This is a genomic window from Pseudomonas sp. GM17, from assembly GCF_000282175.2.
Lineage (GTDB): Bacteria > Pseudomonadota > Gammaproteobacteria > Pseudomonadales > Pseudomonadaceae > Aquipseudomonas > Aquipseudomonas chlororaphis.
Genome location: NZ_CP124732.1, coordinates 5,288,076 through 5,307,769, shown reverse-complemented (window position 1 = coordinate 5,307,769; position 19,694 = coordinate 5,288,076). Strand labels below are relative to the sequence as shown.

The 19,694-nt window shown below is 64.6% G+C and carries 5 protein-coding genes; 2 read left to right on the top strand and 3 right to left on the bottom strand.

Features of this window, described 5'->3' with window-relative positions; translation table 11 throughout:
* Position 1: 1 nt before the first annotated feature.
* Positions 2 to 13,183: a non-ribosomal peptide synthetase gene (locus tag PMI20_RS23555; protein WP_284169442.1), complete on the top strand. Its 13,182-nt coding sequence runs from the start codon at positions 2 to 4 to the stop codon at positions 13,181 to 13,183.
* A gap of 288 nt (positions 13,184 to 13,471) precedes the next feature.
* Here PMI20_RS23555 and PMI20_RS23550 read toward each other — a convergent pair whose 3' ends face one another.
* Positions 13,472 to 15,946 (bottom strand): TonB-dependent siderophore receptor, encoded by a 2,475-nt coding sequence (locus PMI20_RS23550; RefSeq protein WP_037035591.1) that lies wholly within the window; start codon positions 15,944 to 15,946, stop codon positions 13,472 to 13,474.
* 95 nt (positions 15,947 to 16,041) lie between these two features.
* Positions 16,042 to 17,694, bottom strand: a complete 1,653-nt coding sequence (locus PMI20_RS23545) for a cyclic peptide export ABC transporter (protein WP_007930115.1) — start codon at positions 17,692 to 17,694, stop codon at positions 16,042 to 16,044.
* A 186-nt stretch (positions 17,695 to 17,880) separates the two neighbouring features.
* On the opposite strand from PMI20_RS23545, the gene PMI20_RS23540 reads away from it, so the two are divergent.
* Positions 17,881 to 18,732, top strand: a complete 852-nt coding sequence (locus tag PMI20_RS23540) for a formyltransferase family protein (protein ID WP_007930114.1) — start codon at positions 17,881 to 17,883, stop codon at positions 18,730 to 18,732.
* 54 nt (positions 18,733 to 18,786) lie between these two features.
* On the opposite strand, the gene pvdO is transcribed toward PMI20_RS23540, so the two are convergent.
* Positions 18,787 to 19,680, bottom strand: coding sequence for a dihydropyoverdine dehydrogenase (pvdO, locus tag PMI20_RS23535; protein WP_052034498.1), 894 nt, complete (start codon positions 19,678 to 19,680; stop codon positions 18,787 to 18,789).
* Positions 19,681 to 19,694 lie beyond the last annotated feature (14 nt).

The window sequence follows — 19,694 nt, the reverse complement described above, 5'->3', positions numbered from 1 at the left end:
CATGCAAGCTTTAATCGACTCGGTAGGCACGCTTTCTGCCAAAGAAAGAAAAGCCCTGGCGATTTTGCTTAAAGAAAAGGGCATCAACCTTTTTGGTATCGCTCCTATCTGCAGCCGCGGCGCCGATGAGGCGCCGGTTCTCTCCTATACCCAGGAAAGCCAATGGTTCCTTTGGCAACTGGAGCCCGACAGCAGCGCCTACCACATCACCACGGCGTTGCGCTTGACCGGAGAACTGGACCTCGACGCGCTGCGCCATGGGTTCGACAGCCTGATTGCCCGGCATGAAACCCTGCGTACTACCTTTTGCGAAGAAGATGGCATCGCGGTGCAGGTGGTTCATCCACCGGCGCCGCTGGACATCGAGGTCATCGATCTGCAAGCCGGCGGCCTGTCTTATGAGGAACAGGTCAACGCCCTGACCGACAGCAAGCGCCAGCCTCCCTTCGACCTGCGTAACGGCCCGTTGCTGCGAGCCAGCCTGTTGCGAGTGACGGCGGACGAACATGTGCTGGTCCTGACCCAGCACCATATCGTCTCCGATGGCTGGTCGATGGGGGTGATGGTCGATGAGCTGATCCAGCTCTATGCCGGCTACCGCCAGGGACGCACGGTCAACCTGCCGGCCCTGCCGATCCAATACGCCGACTATGCCAACTGGCAACGGCAGTGGATGGACGCTGGCGAGCGTGAGCGGCAACTGGGCTACTGGCTGCAGCAACTGGGCGGGGAGCAGCCGCTGCTGATGCTGCCCCTGGACCATTCGCGCCCGGCGATCCAGAGCTATCGCGGTGCGTTGTTCGACATCCCGCTGGGAGATGAACTGCGGGTCGGCCTCAAGCAACTGGCGCAGCGTGAAGGGGCGACCCTGTTCATGCTGTTGCTGGCCTCGTTCCAGGTGCTGCTGCACCGCTACAGCGGCCAGACGGATATCCGCGTTGGCGTGCCCACCGCCAACCGCAACCGGGTCGAGACCGAACGCCTGATCGGCTTCTTCGTCAACACCCAGGTGTTCAAGGCCGAGGTCGATGGCCAGCTGGGCTTCATTGACTTCCTGCAACAGGTCAAGCAGACCGCCTTGATGGCGCAGTCCCATCAGGACCTGCCGTTCGAACAGCTGGTGGAGGCCCTGCGCCCCGAGCGCAGCCTGAGCCACAGTCCGCTGTTCCAGGTGATGTTCAACCATCAGACCGCGGTCAAGAAGGGCGCGCAGAGCCAGCGCCTGGACGACCTCGGCATCGAGACCCTGAGCTGGCAGGGGCGCGCCGCGCAGTTCGACCTGACCCTGGACACCTTCGAGTCCGAGGATGGCCTGTGGGCTTCGCTGACCTACGCCACCGACCTGTTCGAACCCTCGACCATCGAGCGCCTGGCCCAGTCCTGGGTGCAGTTGCTGCAGGGCATTGTCCAGCAACCCCGGCAACGCCTGGGGGACCTGCCGCTGCTGGGCGCTGCCGAGCAGAACCAGCTGCTGCACGAGTGGGCCCCGGCCACCGGTGAATTCCCCAGCGATGGCTGTGTGCAGCAGTTAGTGGAAGCCCAGGCACGGAAGGCCCCCGAGGCAGAGGCTCTTCTGTTTGCCGGGCAAAGCCTTAACTATCAGACACTCAATGCCCGGGCCAACCGCCTGGCGCACAAGCTGATCGAGTTGGGTGTGGGGCCCGAGGTCCGGGTCGGCGTGGCCATGCAGCGCACCCCGGAAATGGTCGTGGCCCTGTTGGCGGTGCTCAAGGCCGGTGGCGCCTATGTGCCCCTGGACCCGGATTATCCGCAGGACCGCCTGGCCCATATGCTGCGCGACAGCCAGGCGCAGATTCTGCTGACCGAGAGCGCACTGTTGTCGCTGCTACCGGCTGTCGAGTCCCTGCAACCCCTGCAACTGGATGCGCAACCGGGCTGGCTGGACGCTTATTCACTAGAAAACCCGGCGCCGCGAGCGACCGCGGACAACCTGGCCTATGTGATCTACACCTCCGGTTCCACCGGTTTGCCCAAGGGCGTGGCGATTGCCCATCGCAACGTGCTGGCGCTGATCGACTGGTCGAATCGGGTGTACAGCGCCGACGACCTGCAAGGGGTGCTGGCCTCGACCTCGATCTGCTTCGACCTGTCGGTGTGGGAGCTGTTCGTGACCCTGGCCAGCGGCGGCTCCATCGTCCTGGCGCGCAACGCCCTGGAACTGCCGGAACTGGCCGATCGTGACCGGGTGCGGCTGATCAACACCGTGCCGTCGGCGATTGCCGCGCTGCAACGCAGCGGGCAGATTCCGGCCAGCGTACGGATCATCAACCTGGCGGGCGAGCCGCTGAAACAGGCGCTGGTGGATAGCCTCTACCAGCAGCCGGGGCTGGTGCATGTCTACGACCTGTACGGCCCTTCGGAAGACACCACCTACTCGACCTACACCCGCCGCGAGGCCGGCGGCCAGGCCAATATCGGCCGGGCCATCAGCAATACCCAGAGCTATATCGTGAGCCCTGATTTGCAGCCGGTACCGGTGGGCAGTGCTGGCGAGTTGTACCTGGCCGGCGCCGGGGTGACTCGCGGCTACCTGGCGCGCCCGGGGCTGACCGCCGAGAAGTTCGTGCCCAATCCATTCTCCAACGACGGTGGCCGTCTGTACCGCACCGGTGACCTGACCCGCTATCGTGCCGACGGGGTGATCGAGTACATCGGCCGTATCGACCATCAGGTGAAGATCCGTGGTTTCCGTATCGAGCTGGGTGAAATCGAAGCGCGGCTGGTGCAGCAAGCGGCGGTGCGCGAAGCCTTCGTCCTGGCCCATGACGGTGAAAACGGCCAGCAACTGGTGGCCTATATCGTGCCGAGCGATGCCGGGGCGGCGGTTGCCGGTGACGCGCAAGTGGCCCTGCGCGAAAGCATCAAGACCGCCCTGAAAGAACATCTGCCGGACTACATGGTGCCGGCGTACCTGTTGTTCCTCGAGGCGTTGCCGCTGACGCCGAACGGCAAGCTCGACCGCAAGGCCCTGCCCAAGGTCGACGCGCAGCAGCTGCAACAGGTCTATGTGGCACCGCAGAGCGAGCTGGAGCAGCAGGTCGCGGCGATCTGGGCCGATGTGTTGAAGCTGGAACAGGTGGGGGTCACCGATAACTTCTTCGAACTGGGCGGCGACTCGATCATCTCGATCCAGGTGGTCAGCCGCGCGCGCCAGGCCGGTATTCGCTTCACCCCGAGGGACCTGTTCCAGTACCAGACGGTACAAGGTCTGGCGGCGGTGGCCGAGCAGGGCGAGGGCGGGGTGCAGATCGACCAGGGCCCGGTACGCGGCAGCACGGCGCTGTTGCCGGTGCAGCAGTGGTTCTTCGAGGCGCCCATGAGCGAACGCCATCACTGGAACCAGTCGGTACTGCTCAAGCCGGCCCAGCCGTTGCGCGCCGAGGTGGTGGAAAACGCCTTGCAGGCGCTGTGGGTGCAGCATGACGCCTTGCGCTTGCAGTTCAGCCAGGAGGCTAATGGCTGGTCGGCGCGTTTTGCCGATGCCGGCCAGCGGCCGGAGCTGCTCTGGCAGATCGCGGTGGATAGCGCCCAGGCCATGGAGCAGTCGGCGATCGAGGCACAGCGCAGCCTGAAGCTGCAGGACGGACCGCTGCTGCGGGCCGTGCTGTTCAGCCTGGCGGACGGCAGCCAGCGCCTGTTGCTGGTGATCCATCACCTGGTGGTGGACGGGGTGTCCTGGCGGATCCTGCTGGAGGATCTGCAACTGGCCCACGCGCAACTGAGCGCCGATCAATCCCTGGCATTGCCGGCCAAGACCAGCTCGACCCAGGCTTGGGCCGAGCATATGCAGGCCTATGCCCAAGGCGCGGCGCTGCAACAGGAACTCAAGTACTGGCAGGCCCAGTTGCAAGGCGTCGAGTCGAGCCTGCCGCTGGATCGCCCCGTGACCGCGTTGCAGAACCAGCACGCCAGCAGCCTGAGTTCGCGCCTGGACAAGGCCCATACCCAGCGCCTGTTGCAGGACGCCCCGGCGGCCTACCGCACGCAGATCAACGACCTGCTGCTCACGGCCCTGGCCCGGGTCATCACCCGCTGGACCGGCGAGGCCAACGCCCTGGTGCAACTGGAAGGCCACGGTCGCGAAGAGCTGTTCGATGACCTGGACCTGACCCGCACTGTGGGTTGGTTCACCAGCATGTTCCCGGTCAAGCTGACGCCGCAGGCGGCCCTGGCCGACTCGATCAAGCAGATCAAGGAACAGCTGCGCGCCGTGCCGAACAAGGGCATCGGCTTTGGCGCCCTGCGTTACCTGGGGGACGAGGCGGCCCGGCAGGCCCTGGCGGCCCTGGCCGTACCGCGCATCACCTTCAACTACCTGGGGCAGTTCGACGGCAGCTTCGACGAGCAGGATTCCCTGTTCAAGCCAACCGGTGAAGCCAAGGGCGAAGACCAGAGCCCGCTGGCCCCGCTGAGCAACTGGCTGAGCCTGGATGGCCAGGTCTATGGCGGCGAGCTGAGCCTGAGCTGGACCTTCAGCACGCAGATGTTCGACGCCGCGACCATCCAGCGCCTGGCGGACGACTATGCCGAGGAACTCAAGGCCCTGGTGGCGCATTGCTGCGAGCCGGGCCAGGGCGGCGCGACGCCTTCGGACTTCCCGCTGGCCGGCCTGGACCAGCAGCAGCTGGACCGCTTGCCGGTGGCGCTGGCCCAGGTCGAAGACCTCTACCCGCTGTCGCCGATGCAGCAGGGCATGCTGTTCCACACCCTGTACGAGCAGGCCGCGGGCGACTACATCAACCAGCTGCGGGTGGACGTGGACGGGCTCGATCCGCTGCGCTTCCAGCAGGCCTGGCAGGCGGCCATCGATCGGCACGACATCCTGCGCACCGGCTTTATCTGGCAGGGCGAGGTGTCGACCCCGCTGCAGGTGGTGCACAAGCACATCGCCCTGGAGTGCAGCGAGCACGACTGGCGTGGCCAGCCACAGCCGCAGGAAGCCCTGGACGCCCTGGCCGCCGCCGAGCGCGAGCGTGGCTTCGAGCTGGATGCGGTGCCTTTGCTGCGCCTGACCCTGGTGCGTATCGACGACCAGCGTCATCACCTGATCTACACCAACCATCACATCCTGATGGACGGCTGGAGCAACTCGCAGTTGCTCGGCGAAGTGCTGCAGCGTTATGCCGGCCAGGCGCCCAGCCACGCCCCGGGCCGCTACCGGGACTACATCGCCTGGCTGCAACGCCAGGATGCCCAGGCCTGTGAACGTTTCTGGAAAGAACAATTACAGGCGCTGGACGAACCGACCCGCCTGACCCAGGCCCTGTCCCGGGTCGCGCAGATGCCAGCCGGCGCCGGCCATGGCCAGCATCATCGTGAGCTGGATCGGGCGCAGACCGCGGGCCTGGGCGAGTTCGCCCGCCAGCAGAAGGTCACCATCAATACCCTGGTGCAAGCGGCGTGGCTGCTATTGCTGCAACGTTGCACCGGCCAGGAAAGCGTGGTGTTCGGCGCCACGGTGGCGGGGCGTCCGGCGGAGCTTAAAGGCATAGAGCAGCAGGTGGGCCTGTTCATCAACACCTTGCCGGTGGTGGCCACGCCACGTCCGGACATGACCGTGAGCCAATGGCTGCAGGCGGTGCAGAGCCGCAACCTGGCGCTGCGCGACTATGAATACACGCCGCTGTACGAAGTGCAGCGTTGGGCCGGGCTGGGTGGCGATGCGCTGTTCGACAACATCCTGGTGTTCGAGAACTACCCGGTGTCCGAGGCCCTGGAAAAAGGCGCGCCGGCACAACTGCAGTTCGGCACGGTGGGCAACCATGAGCAGACCAACTACCCGCTGACGGTCGCGGTCAATCTGGGCGAGAGCCTGTCGTTCGAATTCATCTACGCCCGCGAGTCGTTCTCCGAGGCTTCGATGGTGCAGTTGGGCGGGCACTTGCAGAGCCTGTTGCTGAGCCTGATGGCGCATCCGCAAACGGGCCTGGGCGAGTTGCCATTGTTGACCCTGGAAGAACAGCGCGGCATCCGCCAGGACTGGGATCACACTGATGTGGTCTATCCGACCAACCGCTTTGTCCACCAACTGTTCGCCGACCAGGCGGCCAAGGCGCCGGAGGCGCCGGCGGTGTTGTTCGCCGAGCAGCGCCTGAGCTATCGCGAGCTGGACATTCAGGCCAACCAGCTGGCGCACAAGCTGATCGAGCTGGGCGTCGGCCCGGAAGTGCGGGTGGCCATCGCCATGCCGCGTTGCGCGGAAATCATGGTGGCCTTCCTGGCGGTGCTCAAGGCCGGTGGGGTTTATGTGCCGCTGGATATCGAGTACCCCCAGGACCGTCTGCGTTACATGATGCAGGACAGCGGCGCGTGGCTGCTGTTGACTCAGAGCCATCTGCTGGACCGCTTGCCGATCCCGGACGGTTTGCCGACCCTCAGCGTCGAAGGCGCGGCTGACTTCGCGGCTTACCCGACGACCAGCCCGGAGGTGACCCTGGCCGAGGAAAACCTCGCCTACGTGATCTACACCTCCGGCTCCACTGGTTTGCCCAAAGGCGTGGCGGTTTCCCACGGTCCGCTGGCCATGCACAGCCTGGCTACTGGCGAGCGTTATGAAATGAGCCCGGCGGACTGCGAGCTGCACTTTATGTCCTTCGCTTTCGACGGCTCTCACGAAGGCTGGATGCACCCGCTGATCTACGGCGCCAGTGTGCTGATCCGCGACGACAGCCTGTGGTCGCCGGAATTCACCTACGAGCAGATGCACCGTTATGGCGTCACCGTTGGGGTATTCCCGCCGGTGTACCTGCAACAACTGGCGGTGCATGCCGAACGCGACGGCAATCCGCCGGCGGTGCGGGTCTACTGCTTCGGCGGCGACGCAGTGCCCCAGGCCAGCTACGACCTGGCCTGGCGGGTGCTGCGGCCCAAGTACATCTTCAACGGCTACGGCCCGACCGAAACCGTGGTCACCCCGCTGATCTGGAAGGCCAAGGCCGGCGATCCGTGTGACGCGGCCTACGCGCCAATTGGCAATATCGTCGGCAATCGCAGCGCCTACGTGGCCGATGCCAACCTCAATTTGTTGCCGGTTGGGGTGGCGGGCGAGCTGTACCTGGGCGGCCTCGGTGTGGCCCGGGGTTACCTGGATCGGCCGGGGCTGACGGCCGAGCGTTTTATCCCCGATCCTTACAGCACCAGCGGTGCGCGGCTGTATCGCAGCGGCGACCTGACCCGCTACCGCACCGACGGTCTGGTGGAATACGTTGGCCGTGTCGACCATCAGGTGAAGGTACGGGGCTTCCGTATCGAACTGGGCGAGATCGAGGCACGGCTGCTGGAACAGGACCCGGTACTGGAAGTGGCGGTGATCGCCCAGCCCGGGCCAAGCGGCCAGCAGCTGGTGGGCTATATCGTGCCGGTGGACGCCGAGGTGGCGTTGAGCAACGAGCGTCAGGCGCAGTTACGCGAGAGCATCAAGGCCCGCCTGCGGGAAAACCTGCCGGACTACATGGTGCCCACCTACCTGCTGTTCCTCGAAGCGCTGCCGCTGACACCGAACGGCAAACTGGACCGCAAGTCATTGCCCAAGGTCGATGCACAGTTGATGCAGCAGACCTATGTGGCGCCGCAAAACGACCTGGAGCAACAGATCGCGGCGATCTGGGCCGATGTGCTGAAGCTGGAACAGGTGAGCGTCACCGACAACTTCTTCGAGCTGGGCGGCGACTCGATCATCTCGATCCAGGTGGTCAGCCGCGCGCGGCAGGCCGGTATCCGTTTCACCCCGAAAGACCTGTTCCAGCACCAGACGGTGCAAGGACTGGCCACGGTGGCGGAGCAGGGCGAGGGCGGCTTGCAGATCGACCAGGGCCCGGTGCGTGGCAGCACGGCGCTGCTGCCGATCCAGCAGTGGTTCTTCGACACCCCGGTGCCGGAGCGCCAGCACTGGAACCAGTCGGTGTTGCTCAAGCCGGCCCAGCCTGTGCAAGCGGCTGTCCTGGAGACGGCCTTGCAGGCGCTGACGGTGCAGCACGACGCCTTGCGCCTGCGGTTTGTCGAGGGTGAGGGGGGCTGGAGCGCAGCCTTCGCCGAGTTCGACGAGCAGGCGCAACTGCTGTGGCAGGCCAGTGTGGCCAACGATCAGGAGTTGCAGCAATTCAGTGAGCGCGCCCAGCGCAGCCTGAACCTGCAGGACGGCCCGCTGCTGCGTGCCGTGCTCTTTACCCTGGCTGACCAGAGCCAGCGCTTGCTGCTGATCTTCCATCACCTGGTGGTGGACGGCGTGTCCTGGCGGATCCTCCTGGAAGATCTGCAGGCGTTGCTGGGCAACCGGCCGCTGCCGGCCAAGTCCAGTTCGACCCAGGCCTGGGCCGGGCAGTTGCAGGCTTATGCCAGCAGCGCGGCCCTGCAACAGGAGCTGGGTTACTGGCAGGCACAGCTGCAAGGCGTCGACTCGAGCCTGCCCTGGGATCACGCCAGCGACGGGCTGCAGAACCAGCACGCGCGCAGTGTCGATACCCGGCTGAACAAGCGCGATACCCAGCGCCTGCTGCAGGATGCCCCGGCGGCCTATCGCACCCAGATCAACGACCTGCTGCTGACCGCGCTGGCGCGGGTCATCACTCGCTGGACCGGTAGCGACAGCGCCCTGGTGCAACTGGAAGGCCATGGCCGCGAAGAGCTGTTCGACAACATCGACCTGAGCCGCACCGTGGGTTGGTTCACCAGCGTGTTCCCGGTCAAGCTGACGCCGCAGGCGACCCTGGCCGGCTCGATCAAGCAGATCAAGGAGCAACTGCGCGCCGTGCCGAACAAGGGCATCGGCTTTGGCGCCCTGCGTTACCTGGGGGGCGAGGCTGCCCGGCAGACCCTGGCCGCTTTGGCGGTGCCGCGCATCACCTTCAACTACCTGGGCCAGTTCGATGCCAGTTTCGCTGAAGAGCAGGCGCTGTTCACGCCGGCCCGTGAAGCCAAGGGTGAGGACCAGAGCCCGCAGGCACCCCTGGGCAACTGGCTGACCCTCAATGGCCAGGTCTATGGCGGCGAGCTGAGCCTGGGCTGGAGCTTCAGCCAGGCGATGTTCGAGCCGGCGACCATCCAGCGCCTGGCGGATGAGTACGCCGAGGAGCTCAGGGCGCTGATCGAGCATTGCAGCCAGCCCGAGCACCGTGGCGTGACGTCGTCGGACTTCCCGCTGGCGGGCCTGAGCCAGCAGCAACTGGATCGCTTGCCCGTGCCGGTGGCGCAGATCGAGGACCTCTACCCGCTGTCGCCGATGCAGCAGGGCATGCTGTTCCATACCCTGTACGAGCAGCAGGGCGGCGACTACATCAACCAGCTGCGGGTCGACGTGGACGGGCTCGACCCGCGGCGCTTCCAGCAGGCCTGGCAGGACGCCATCGATCGCCACGACATTTTGCGCAGCGGCTTTATCTGGCAAGGCGAGCTATCGACGCCGGTTCAAGTCGTGCACAAGCAGATCGTGCTGGACTGTGTCGAGCATGACTGGCGGGGCCAGCCTCAACAGCAAGAGGCCCTGGATACTCTGGCCGATGCCGAGCGTCAGCGCGGTTTCGAGCTGAGCGCTGCGCCGTTGCTGCGCCTGACCCTGGTGCGCATTGGCGAACACCGTCATCACCTGATCTATACCAACCACCACATCCTGATGGATGGCTGGAGCAACTCGCAGCTGCTCGGCGAGGTGTTGCAACGTTATGCCGGTCAGTTGCCGAGCCATGTGCCCGGTCGCTACCGCGATTACATCGCTTGGTTGCAGCGTCAGGACGCCCAGGCCGGCGAGCGTTTCTGGAAAGAGCAACTGGTGGCCCTGGACGAGCCGACCCGCCTGGCCCAGTCCATGGTGGCGGCTGCGCAGGGGTTGAGCGCCAGCGGCCATGCCACCCATCTGCACAGCCTGGATGCGCAGCAGACCCGACGCCTGGGCGAGTTCGCCCGCCAGCAGAAGGTCACGGTCAACACCCTGGTGCAAGCCGCCTGGCTGCTGTTGCTGCAACGCTGCACCGGGCAGGACACGGTGGCGTTTGGCGCCACGGTGTCCGGGCGTCCCGCGGAACTCAAAGGTGTGGAGCAGCAGATCGGTCTGTTTATCAACACCTTGCCCGTGGTGGCCACGCCACGTCCGGACATGACGGCGCGCGACTGGCTGCAAGCGGTGCAACGCCACAACCTGGCCTTGCGTGACTACGAACATACGCCGCTGTATGAAGTGCAGCGCTGGGCCGGCCTGGGTGGCGAAGCCCTGTTCGACAACATCCTGGTGTTCGAGAACTACCCCGTCTCGCAAGCCCTGGAGCAGGGCGCGCCTGGACAATTGCGCTTCGGTAGCGTGGGCAACTTTGAGCAGACCAACTACCCGCTGACCTTGCTGGTGGGCGTGGGTGAAAGCCTGTCCCTGGAGTTCAAATACGCCCTGGCGTCGTTCTCCCCGGCGGCCATGACCCGGTTGGGCGAGTACCTGGAAAACCTGCTGCTGGGCATCATGCTCGACGCGCAACAGTCCCTGGGCGAGTTGCCGTTGCTGGGGGCCGCCGAGCAGTCGCGGATCCTCCATGAATGGAATCCACCGGCCAGCCATTTCCCGAGCGAGCGCTGTGTGCATGAGCTGATCCAGGCTCAAGCGGTTAAAACCCCGGATGCCCAGGCACTGATCTTCGGTGAGCAACGCGTCAGCTATCAGGCATTGAATGCTCGGGCCAACCGCCTGGCGCACAAGCTGATCGAACTCGGCGTCGGGCCTGAAGTGCGCGTCGGCGTGGCCTTGCAACGCTCGACGCAAATGGTCGTGGCCTTGCTGGCGGTGTTGAAGGCCGGCGCTGCCTACGTGCCGCTGGACCCGGATTATCCGCAGGATCGCCTGGCCCATATGCTGCACGACAGCCAGGCGCAGATTCTGCTGACCGAGAGCGCATTGTTGGAGGTCCTGCCGACCCTTGAGTCCGTGCAAACCCTGCAACTGGATGCCGACGCTGGCTGGCTCGATGGGTACTCCGCGGAGAATCCACAGGCGGTGGCGACCCCGAATAACCTGGCCTATGTGATCTACACCTCGGGTTCGACCGGCCTGCCCAAGGGCGTGGCCATCGCTCACCGCAACGTGCTGGCGCTGATCGACTGGTCGCTGCAGGTCTACAGCCCGGCGGATCTGCAAGGGGTCTTGGCTTCGACCTCGATCTGTTTCGACCTGTCGGTGTGGGAGCTGTTCGTTACCCTGTCCGCTGGCGGTTATATCGTCCTGGCCCGTAATGCCCTGGAATTGCCTGAGCTGCCGGCGCGCGACCAGGTGCGCCTGATCAATAGCGTGCCGTCGGCGATTGCCGCTCTGCAGCGTGGCGGGCAGATCCCGGATGGCGTACGCATCATCAACCTGGCCGGCGAACCGCTGAAGCAGAGCCTGGTCGACAAGCTTTATCAGAACCCGGGGTTGCAGCACGTCTATGACCTGTATGGGCCGTCGGAAGACACCACTTACTCGACCTATACCCGTCGGGAAAAAGGCGGTCGGGCCAATATCGGCCGGGCGATCAGCAACACCCAGGGCTACATCCTCGGCGCGGACCTGCAAGCGGTGCCGGCGGGTAGCGCGGCAGAACTCTACCTGGCCGGTGCCGGGGTCACCCGGGGTTACCTGGCCCGCCCGGCGCTGACCGCCGAGAAGTACGTGCCCAATCCGTTTGCCACGGACGGCGGTCGCCTGTATCGCACGGGCGATCTGACGCGTTATCGCGACGATGGGGTGATCGAGTACATCGGGCGTATCGACCATCAGGTCAAGGTGCGCGGTTTCCGCATCGAGCTGGGCGAGATCGAAGCGCGACTGGTGCAACAGGAGGCGGTACGCGAAGCCTTTGTCCTGGCGCAGGATGGCGAAGGTGGCCAGCAACTGGTGGCGTACATCGTGCCGGCCGATGCCGAGGTAGCGCTCGATGTGGCGCGCCAGGCCAACCTGCGTGAGGCCATCAAGGCGCGGCTCAAGGACAACCTGCCGGACTACATGGTGCCGGCTTATCTGTTGTTCCTTGAGGCCTTGCCACTGACGCCGAACGGCAAGCTGGACCGCAAGGCCCTGCCCAAAGCCGATGCCAGCCAGGTGCAACAGGCCTATGTCGCGCCGCAAACCGAGCTGGAGCAACAACTCGCGGCGATCTGGGCCGATGTACTGAAACTGGACCGGGTCGGCCTGACCGACAACTTCTTCGAGCTGGGCGGCCATTCGCTGGATGCCTTGCGACTGGTCAGTGAGATCAGGCAGGCCTTGGGGCTGGAGTTGAGCCTCAACACCGTCTTCACCTCGCCCGATGTGCAGCAAATGGCCCGGTTCGCGACCACGCGCCAGGCGTCCAAGGCTGACAACATCATCGCGCTGGGCGGAACCGGGCAGCCGGTTTTCTGCTTCCACCCGGCGGGCGGGACCGTCTATTGCTACCTCTCGCTGGCGGCGCGGCTCAAGGACCGTTATGCGGTCTACGGGGTGCTGAACGAGGCCTATCTGCAGGAGGACTGGAGCGAAACCTCATGGCAGGCGATGGTGCAGCGTTATGTCGGCAATATCAGGAAGGTCCAGCCGCACGGCCCTTATCGTTTGCTGGGTTGGTCCCTGGGCGGCTCCATCGCCATGGACGCCGCCAGCGAACTGGAGGCCATGGGCGAAGAGGTCAGCTTCCTCGGACTGTTCGACCCAACCCCGCCCGAGGATGCCGCGCATCAGCAGGTCGAGCTGCAGGTACCTGCCGCAACATTGGCCGCCGAGTCCGAATGGCGGGCCGTGATCGACCAGCTGAGCCTGCTCTATCCGGCACAGGCCGGGCTGATTGGCAGTCGTTTGAGAGACGAGGCGCAACTGTCCTGGGACAGCATCTTTGCCTGGATGGTCGCCCATACTGACCTGCCGCGCGCGGAGCTGGACCGGGCGGTGACGCTGTTCAAGGCCGAGTTCGACAGTGCGCTGGTGAACACGGTGTTCAACGACCTGCGTCGTCTGTTTGCTGGCTATAGCTACCAGCCGCTGCGGGTCAGCCCGCATCTGTGGTGGTCCGCGGACTACAGCGAGGCCCGGGTCATGCGGCTGGAGGAGGCCATCAGTGCCCTGGCGGGAGGTCAGCGTCCAGGCAGTTCGTTCAGGGTCGAGTCTTGCCATGAAGACATGATCGGGTCGCCTGCCTTGCTCGACAGCCTCAGGGAGCGCTTTCTGGCTCAGCGTTAAGTGCCACGCCAAAGGCCCGGATCAGTGATGATCCGGGCCTTTTTCATTGCGCTCTGCTGAGTTTGCGGCCGCCCCGCGGGTGCCGATGACTTCCGGCACCTGGGGTGGGCTCGGCGATAGGCGCACAGGCATTCGGCGGCCGCTGCAACAACGGATGAGGTGTGGTTCGGTCGAGCGGGAAGGGGAGCGAGGCGGGGAGGGAAGCCCAGGATGAGCGCGGTCATCCTGGGTGGAGCCCTGGGTCAGCCGGTGGGCCGGGCAGGGCGGGCAGCGGGGTTCAAACGGGGTTCAAAGCGACCAGCGTACCGTCACCATGGCATTGCGCGGATCGCCATACTGGTTGGTGCCATAGACCGTGTTGAGGCCGATGCTCTGATAGTACTTCTTGTCGAAAACGTTATTGATGTTCAGGCGGATATCGACATTTTCGCTGGCCTTGTAGCTGGTCATCAGGTCGACCAGGGTGTAGGCCTCTTGTTCGATGCGGAAGTTGGTCGTCGGGGCATAGAAGTTGCTGCCCTGGTTGTAGATGGTGTTCTGGCGATACACGCCGCCACCGATGGTCCAGCGATTGAGATCGCCGGGCAGCTGGTAGGTGGTGAAGGCCTTGAACACATGGCGCGGGATATCGGTGTCGAACAGGCGACCCTTGTTGTCCGGGTTGGAGTCCTTGGTGTATTTGACGGAGGCGTAGGTGTAGCCGGCCCCCAGTTCCCAGCCCGGGGCCAGGGATCCGTTGATTTCCAGTTCGATACCTTGGCTGCGGACTTCGCCCGCGGCTTCATAGCAGGTAGTGCCTGCCGGCGTGCACTGGTTGGGGCTCACTTCCTTGGCGCGGTTTTCCTGGTCGATGCGGAAGATCGCCGCGCTGGCATTCAGGCTGCCGTCGAAGTACTCGCCCTTGATACCCAGTTCGTAGTTTTTGCCTTCGATGGGCTTGAGGGCGTTGTTGGAGGTATCGAGTTCGGTCTGCGGCTTGAAGATGTCGGTGTAGCTGACATAGACCGAGTGATGTTCGTCCAGGTCATAGATCGCCCCGGCGTAGCGGGTCAGGTGCCGCGTTACCTTGTTGGGCAGGCTGGAGGCATACGGCCTGCCGTTCCAGGCGGTGGTGACGTCGTATTTGTACCAGTCCAGGCGGCCGCCGAGGATCAGCTTGAGGTCATCGGTGAGGTTCAGGCGCGTGGTGACATAGGTGCCTTCCAGCTCGCTGGTGCGGTGCTGAGTCCAGGGGTTGGCGCTCATGTCCGGCTTGGGAATGCCGCTGGGGTTGTTCAGGTCGGTATGGGTCTCCAGGTCGATGGGCAAGCCCTTGCCGTTGAACGTCAGTTCGCGCTTGCTGGCGCCCACCACCAGTTCATGGGTACGACCGAACAGCGAGAACGGCCCGGTGACATAACCGTCGTAGCTGCTTTGCTTGTCCTTGTAGTCGTACCGGCCGATGTTCTGGCCGAACTCATTGTAGTCGGGGCCCATGCGCTCCGGGATGGAGCCGAGCATGCTCAGGTCGGACCAGCTCCTGCTGGCGGCCAGGAGCATTTTCCAGTTGTTGGCGAAGCGGTACTCCAGGCGGGTGAACGCGGTGGTGTTGTCCTGGTCCCAGTATTCCCAGTCGCTGCCCAGGTAAGTGGAGCGCTTGAGGTGCAGGTCGCTGCCGTCCTTGGCCACGGGCAGGCCGCCCCAGGCAGTATTGTTATTGGCGTTCTGGTTGGAGATGCCGAAGGTGAAGGTGGTGTCTTCGTTCAGGTCGGCCTCGGTGATGCCGTAGAACACCGAGCGCTCGGAGCTGGTGAAATCCTGGAAGCTGTCCTTGGTCTGGTAGGCGGTGACTATCCGCCCACGCAGGGTGCCACTGTCGTTCAAGGCATTGGAGGCGTCGAATTCGGTGCGGTAGTTGTCCCAGCTGCCGGCGCTGCCGGTGAGGGTGACCCGCGGGGTGGCGGTCGGGCGCTTGCGCACCATGTTGACCGCCGCCGAAGGGCTGCCGGCCCCTTGCATCATGCCGGTGGCGCCACGCACCACTTCCACCCGGTCGAAGATCGCCATGTCGGGGGTGGAGTTCATGTCCCGGCTGAGGTAATGGCTCAGGTCATTGGGCAGGCCATCGGTCATCAGGTTTTCGATGGCAAAGCCGCGGGAGTAGAAGGTCGGCCGCTGCGGACCGTCCTTGGTCATGGAAATCCCCGGGGTACTCTTGAGCACGTCCTCCAGGGTTTTCATGTTCTGGTCATCCATGCGCTGGCGAGTGATGACCGTGACCGATTGCGGCGTTTCCCGGGCCGTCAGGGCCAGCTTGCTGGCGGTCTGCATGGCCCCGGTGGTGTAGGAACCGGTGTCCTCGGTGGTCATGCCCAGGCCCTGGGCGGTGATGGTGCTGGCCCCCAGTTCCAGCGAGCCTGCGGAAGCACGGTTGAGAATGGTCACCGAGTTGCCCTTGAGGGAATAGGCGACCCCCGTGCCATTGAGCAGCACCGCGATGGCCCGCTCCGCCGAATAGCTGCCGGTGAGCGCGTTGCTGCGCTTGCCTTGCACATCGTCAGGGCTGTACAGCACTTGCAGGTTGGCCTGGCGCCCGAACTCCTGCAGGGCCGACGCCATGGATTGCGAAGCGATGTTGAAATGGACTTCCTGGGCCTGGACCTGCGCCATCAAGGGCAGGGTCAGGGCCAGGCCCAGGGTGCGCGAAGCCATTCTCGGCGAGAACGCCTGGCAAAGGAGGGCTTTGGCCAGAGGAGTCAGTCGATGTTGTGCGGGCATGCTCATGTGCTCTTAGAAGTCCGGCAGATGTAATGATTGTTAATGCTAGTAATTCTCAGTTCTGTCTGTATGACGCACCAGTGGCCATAAACCGGAAACAATCACGCCGGTTGCAGATCAGTCATCACTTTGCCGGCCTTCATGCGCACCAGCTGGTCGGCGATATCGAAGTAACGATCGTCGTGACTGATGACGATGATGGTCTTGCCCAGGCGCTTGAGGTCCGGCAGCAGCTCGGTGTAGAAAATCCGCCGGAAGGCCGGGTCCTGGTCCGCCGCCCATTCGTCGAACACCAGCACCGGGCGCCCTTCGAGCCAGGCATTGATCAGGGCCAGGCGCTTGCGCTGGCCGGTAGAGAGATCGGTGGTGGTGAAGGCGCCATCCTTGACACTGACCTTGTGCGCGATTTCCAGGCGGTCCAGGTATTGGCTGGCGCTGTCCAGTGACTGCTGGCCGCCGCCCTGGACCAGGTCGTCGAACAGGTAGTAGTCGGCGAACACGGTGGTGAACAGCTGGCGGTAGTCGTCCCGGGTCGGGTCGGTCACGGCCTCGCCGTTCAGGCGTATTTCCCCGGCCTGGGGTGGGTAGAGCCCCAGCAGCAGCTTGATCAGGGTGGTCTTGCCACAGCCGTTCTCGCCGACGATGAACACGATGTCGCCCTGCTTGATGTCCAGGTTGATCGGCCCCAGGTGGAACGGCTCGCTGCCTTCCACCGCGGGCGGGCTGTAGCTCACGCCACGCAGTTCGAGGCTGTGCACCACGGGTTTCGGCGCTTCGGTAGCGTCCAGCAGCAGGTGGGGTTCGGGGGAAGAGAAGCGCTGGGACAGCTCGCTGATGCGGCCGAAGGCGATCTTCGCCTTGCCCACCACCGGCAGGTAGGACACCAGGTTTTCCAGCGGGCCTTTCATGTACAGCAGCACCAGCACGAAGCCGGTGATCACGGTCGGGTCCGGGTTCGGGTTGTAGGCCTGCATGGCCAGGGCCAGGCCGATGACCACGAAGAACAGCATCGAGCCGAAGGTCTTGGCCAGGATGTAGATGTTCACCGAACGCACCTGGATCGAGGCGATGCGGTCCGCGGTTTCCCGGATCCGGTGGGTGTTCATCCGGTAGCGGCGCGGGCGGTGCATGCGCAGTTCCTTGGCGCCCGAGGCAATGGCGTTGTAGTAGCGCTGCAGTTCGTCTTCCTGGTCGCGGGCCAGGTCGAAGCCGCGGATCCCCTTGCCGCCGGCCACGTACTGCACGCTGATGCCGATGATGATGGCGACCACCATCATCAGGAACATCGGCACCGACAGGTACGCCAGGTAGCCCAGGCAGCCCAGGGTGACGGTGGCGGCGATGGCCAGCGGGGTGAAGGCGAAGGAGAAGTCGCTGATGGTGTCGACGTCGTGGGTCAGCACCGGGATCAGGCGGTGGGAGCGGTAGCGCTCGATCTGGGTGATGGGCGCCGAGAGCACTTTTTCCCCCAGGTCCTTGCGCAGGGCGGCGATGATTCGCTGGCCCACGTAGTTGGTGCCGATATCCGAGACGATCGAGCTGGTCAGGGCCAGCAGGCACAGGGCGGCGAAGGTCAGCACCACGCCCTGGGTCATGCCGGTCGCCGAGTGCAGGGCGTTGTTGATGGTGGCCAGCAGCAGGGTGATGGCCAGGCCGCCTACCATGCCCAGGGCCACGGAAATCACCACAGTGGTACGAAAGGGTCTGAGCAGGGCGAGCAGTCCGTGAAAGGCTCCGCGCTTGGGGTCGGTCATAAGGGGTTCCCGGCAGTGAATGAAGGGTCGAGGCAGAAAGACCCGTACCCATGACAGACGAACCGTTGGCGGGAGTATTTAGCGCGGCCGCGGGCGTGGATAAATTGCCCGGCGCCTGATTCGTTCTTGTTCTGCAGGTGCACGCGTAACGACGTCGTGCCTGGCCCATTCAGCGAGAGCGAGCAAATGACGAAAAAGAATCTGGTGTATGTCTGGTCCCTGAGGAACGCGGCGGCCGACAAGGCCGGGCAGCCGGTGGCCTATAAGGATCACGAGCGCTACATGAAGTCGGTGCTGGAGTTCCTGGTGGAGACGCTCAACCAGACGCCCCTGGGCGACGCTTATAACCTGGTCGGGGTGGTGTATGACGACGACGAACAGTCGCCACGGGACCGGCAACTGGTGAGCGACTACGGCTTCGCCTATCAGCCCGGCCGGCAATGGCTGTACCCGGCGAACCTGCGCGTGCAGGGGCGCCTGGTCAATGACCTGCTGCTCAGCGTGCCGTCCACCTATCGCCGCCATCCGCGCGGCTCGGCCGAGCACATCGCCGGCAAGCAGGATTTCGAGCGTCGCCTGCACGACACCTTGGTGGAACTGAAAGCCGACATCGTGGTGCTCGACGGCCTGCTGGTGATCCTCGACGAGCTGGTGCGTCCGGGCGCGCCTTTCGCGCGGCGGATCATGAACATCCATCCGGGCATCACCCGCCTCGAATCGCCCTACGAGCGCCGCGGTGCCTATGCCACCTGGAATGCGCTGTACGGTGCCCGGGGGCAGAAGGTGGTGGACTGGACCACCCGGGAAACCGAGCCGGTCGAGCCGCTGTACATGACCGGTGCTTCGTTCCACTACGTGGACAACGGCATCGATTCCGGCGAGGTGTTCCACGACGTGCTCAACACCGAGATCGCGCCCGAGGACACCATCCTCGAACTGCGCTGGAACAACTTCAACAACAGCCTGTTCCCGGCCTTGCATGAAGGCCTGGCGCTGCTGGCCGAGCAGCCGGTCGGCGAGTCCCGGGCCGGCGCCTGAGGCCCGCGGTGATCAAGCGCGACAGTCGCGCTTGATCGCTGTCGATCGGGCCTTTTACTGGTGCTGGGCGCCGGGCTGTTCCAGTTCGCGCACGACACGGAAGCTCAACCAATCCCCACGAACCTCGCGCTTGCGGCTGTTGCGGTTGCCCGAGCGGGAGAACACCGGGGCCTCGCCCCAGTCGTTGCCGCGAATCTGCGCGTCGAGACACACGCCGCCCGAGTCTTCCATCCAGGCACTGCCATCGGTGGGCGCGCCGACATAGTCGGGGTGCCAGCAGTCGGCGACCCACTCATAGACATTGCCGTGCATGTCATACATGCCGAAGGCGTTGGGCGGATAGCTGCCCACCGGGGAGCTGTAGCTGTAGCCGTCCTTGGGGCCGTAGGTGTTGGCGTGCTTGCTGATCTGGTACTGGCCTTCTTCATCGAACGGGAAGGGGAAGGAACCGGTGCTGCCGGCGCGTGCGGCGTACTCGCGCTCGGCCTCGCTGATCATCCGGTAGTGCTGGCCGGTCTTCTTCGACAACCACTGGGCATAGGCCTGGACCTCGGCATAGTCGACGCAGACCGCGGGCTGGCGCGGGCCTTGTTGATAGCGCGGCTTGCTGGCCTGGCACAGGCGACCGGGCCGGTCGTCACCGTCCTTGATCACCGTGCCGGTCTCGCGGATGTAGGCATCCAGCTCGCCGGCGGTCACGTGGAAACGGCTGATGGCGAAGGGCTTGCTGAAGGTCACCTTGTGCTGCGGGCCTTCGTCGGGTTCCCTGCCGACCTCGCCTTCGGGGGAGCCCATGACGAAGCTGCCGGCGGGCAGCACCACCATTTCCGGGCAGTTCTTGCAGTCCTTGAACACGCTGCCGGGCTTGGCGGGTTCGGCGGCCTGGGCAGTGAGGCTGACCAGGCAGCCGAGCAGCGCGGCGAGTGAGGAGCAGGCGATAGGTTTCATCATCAGTAACCTTG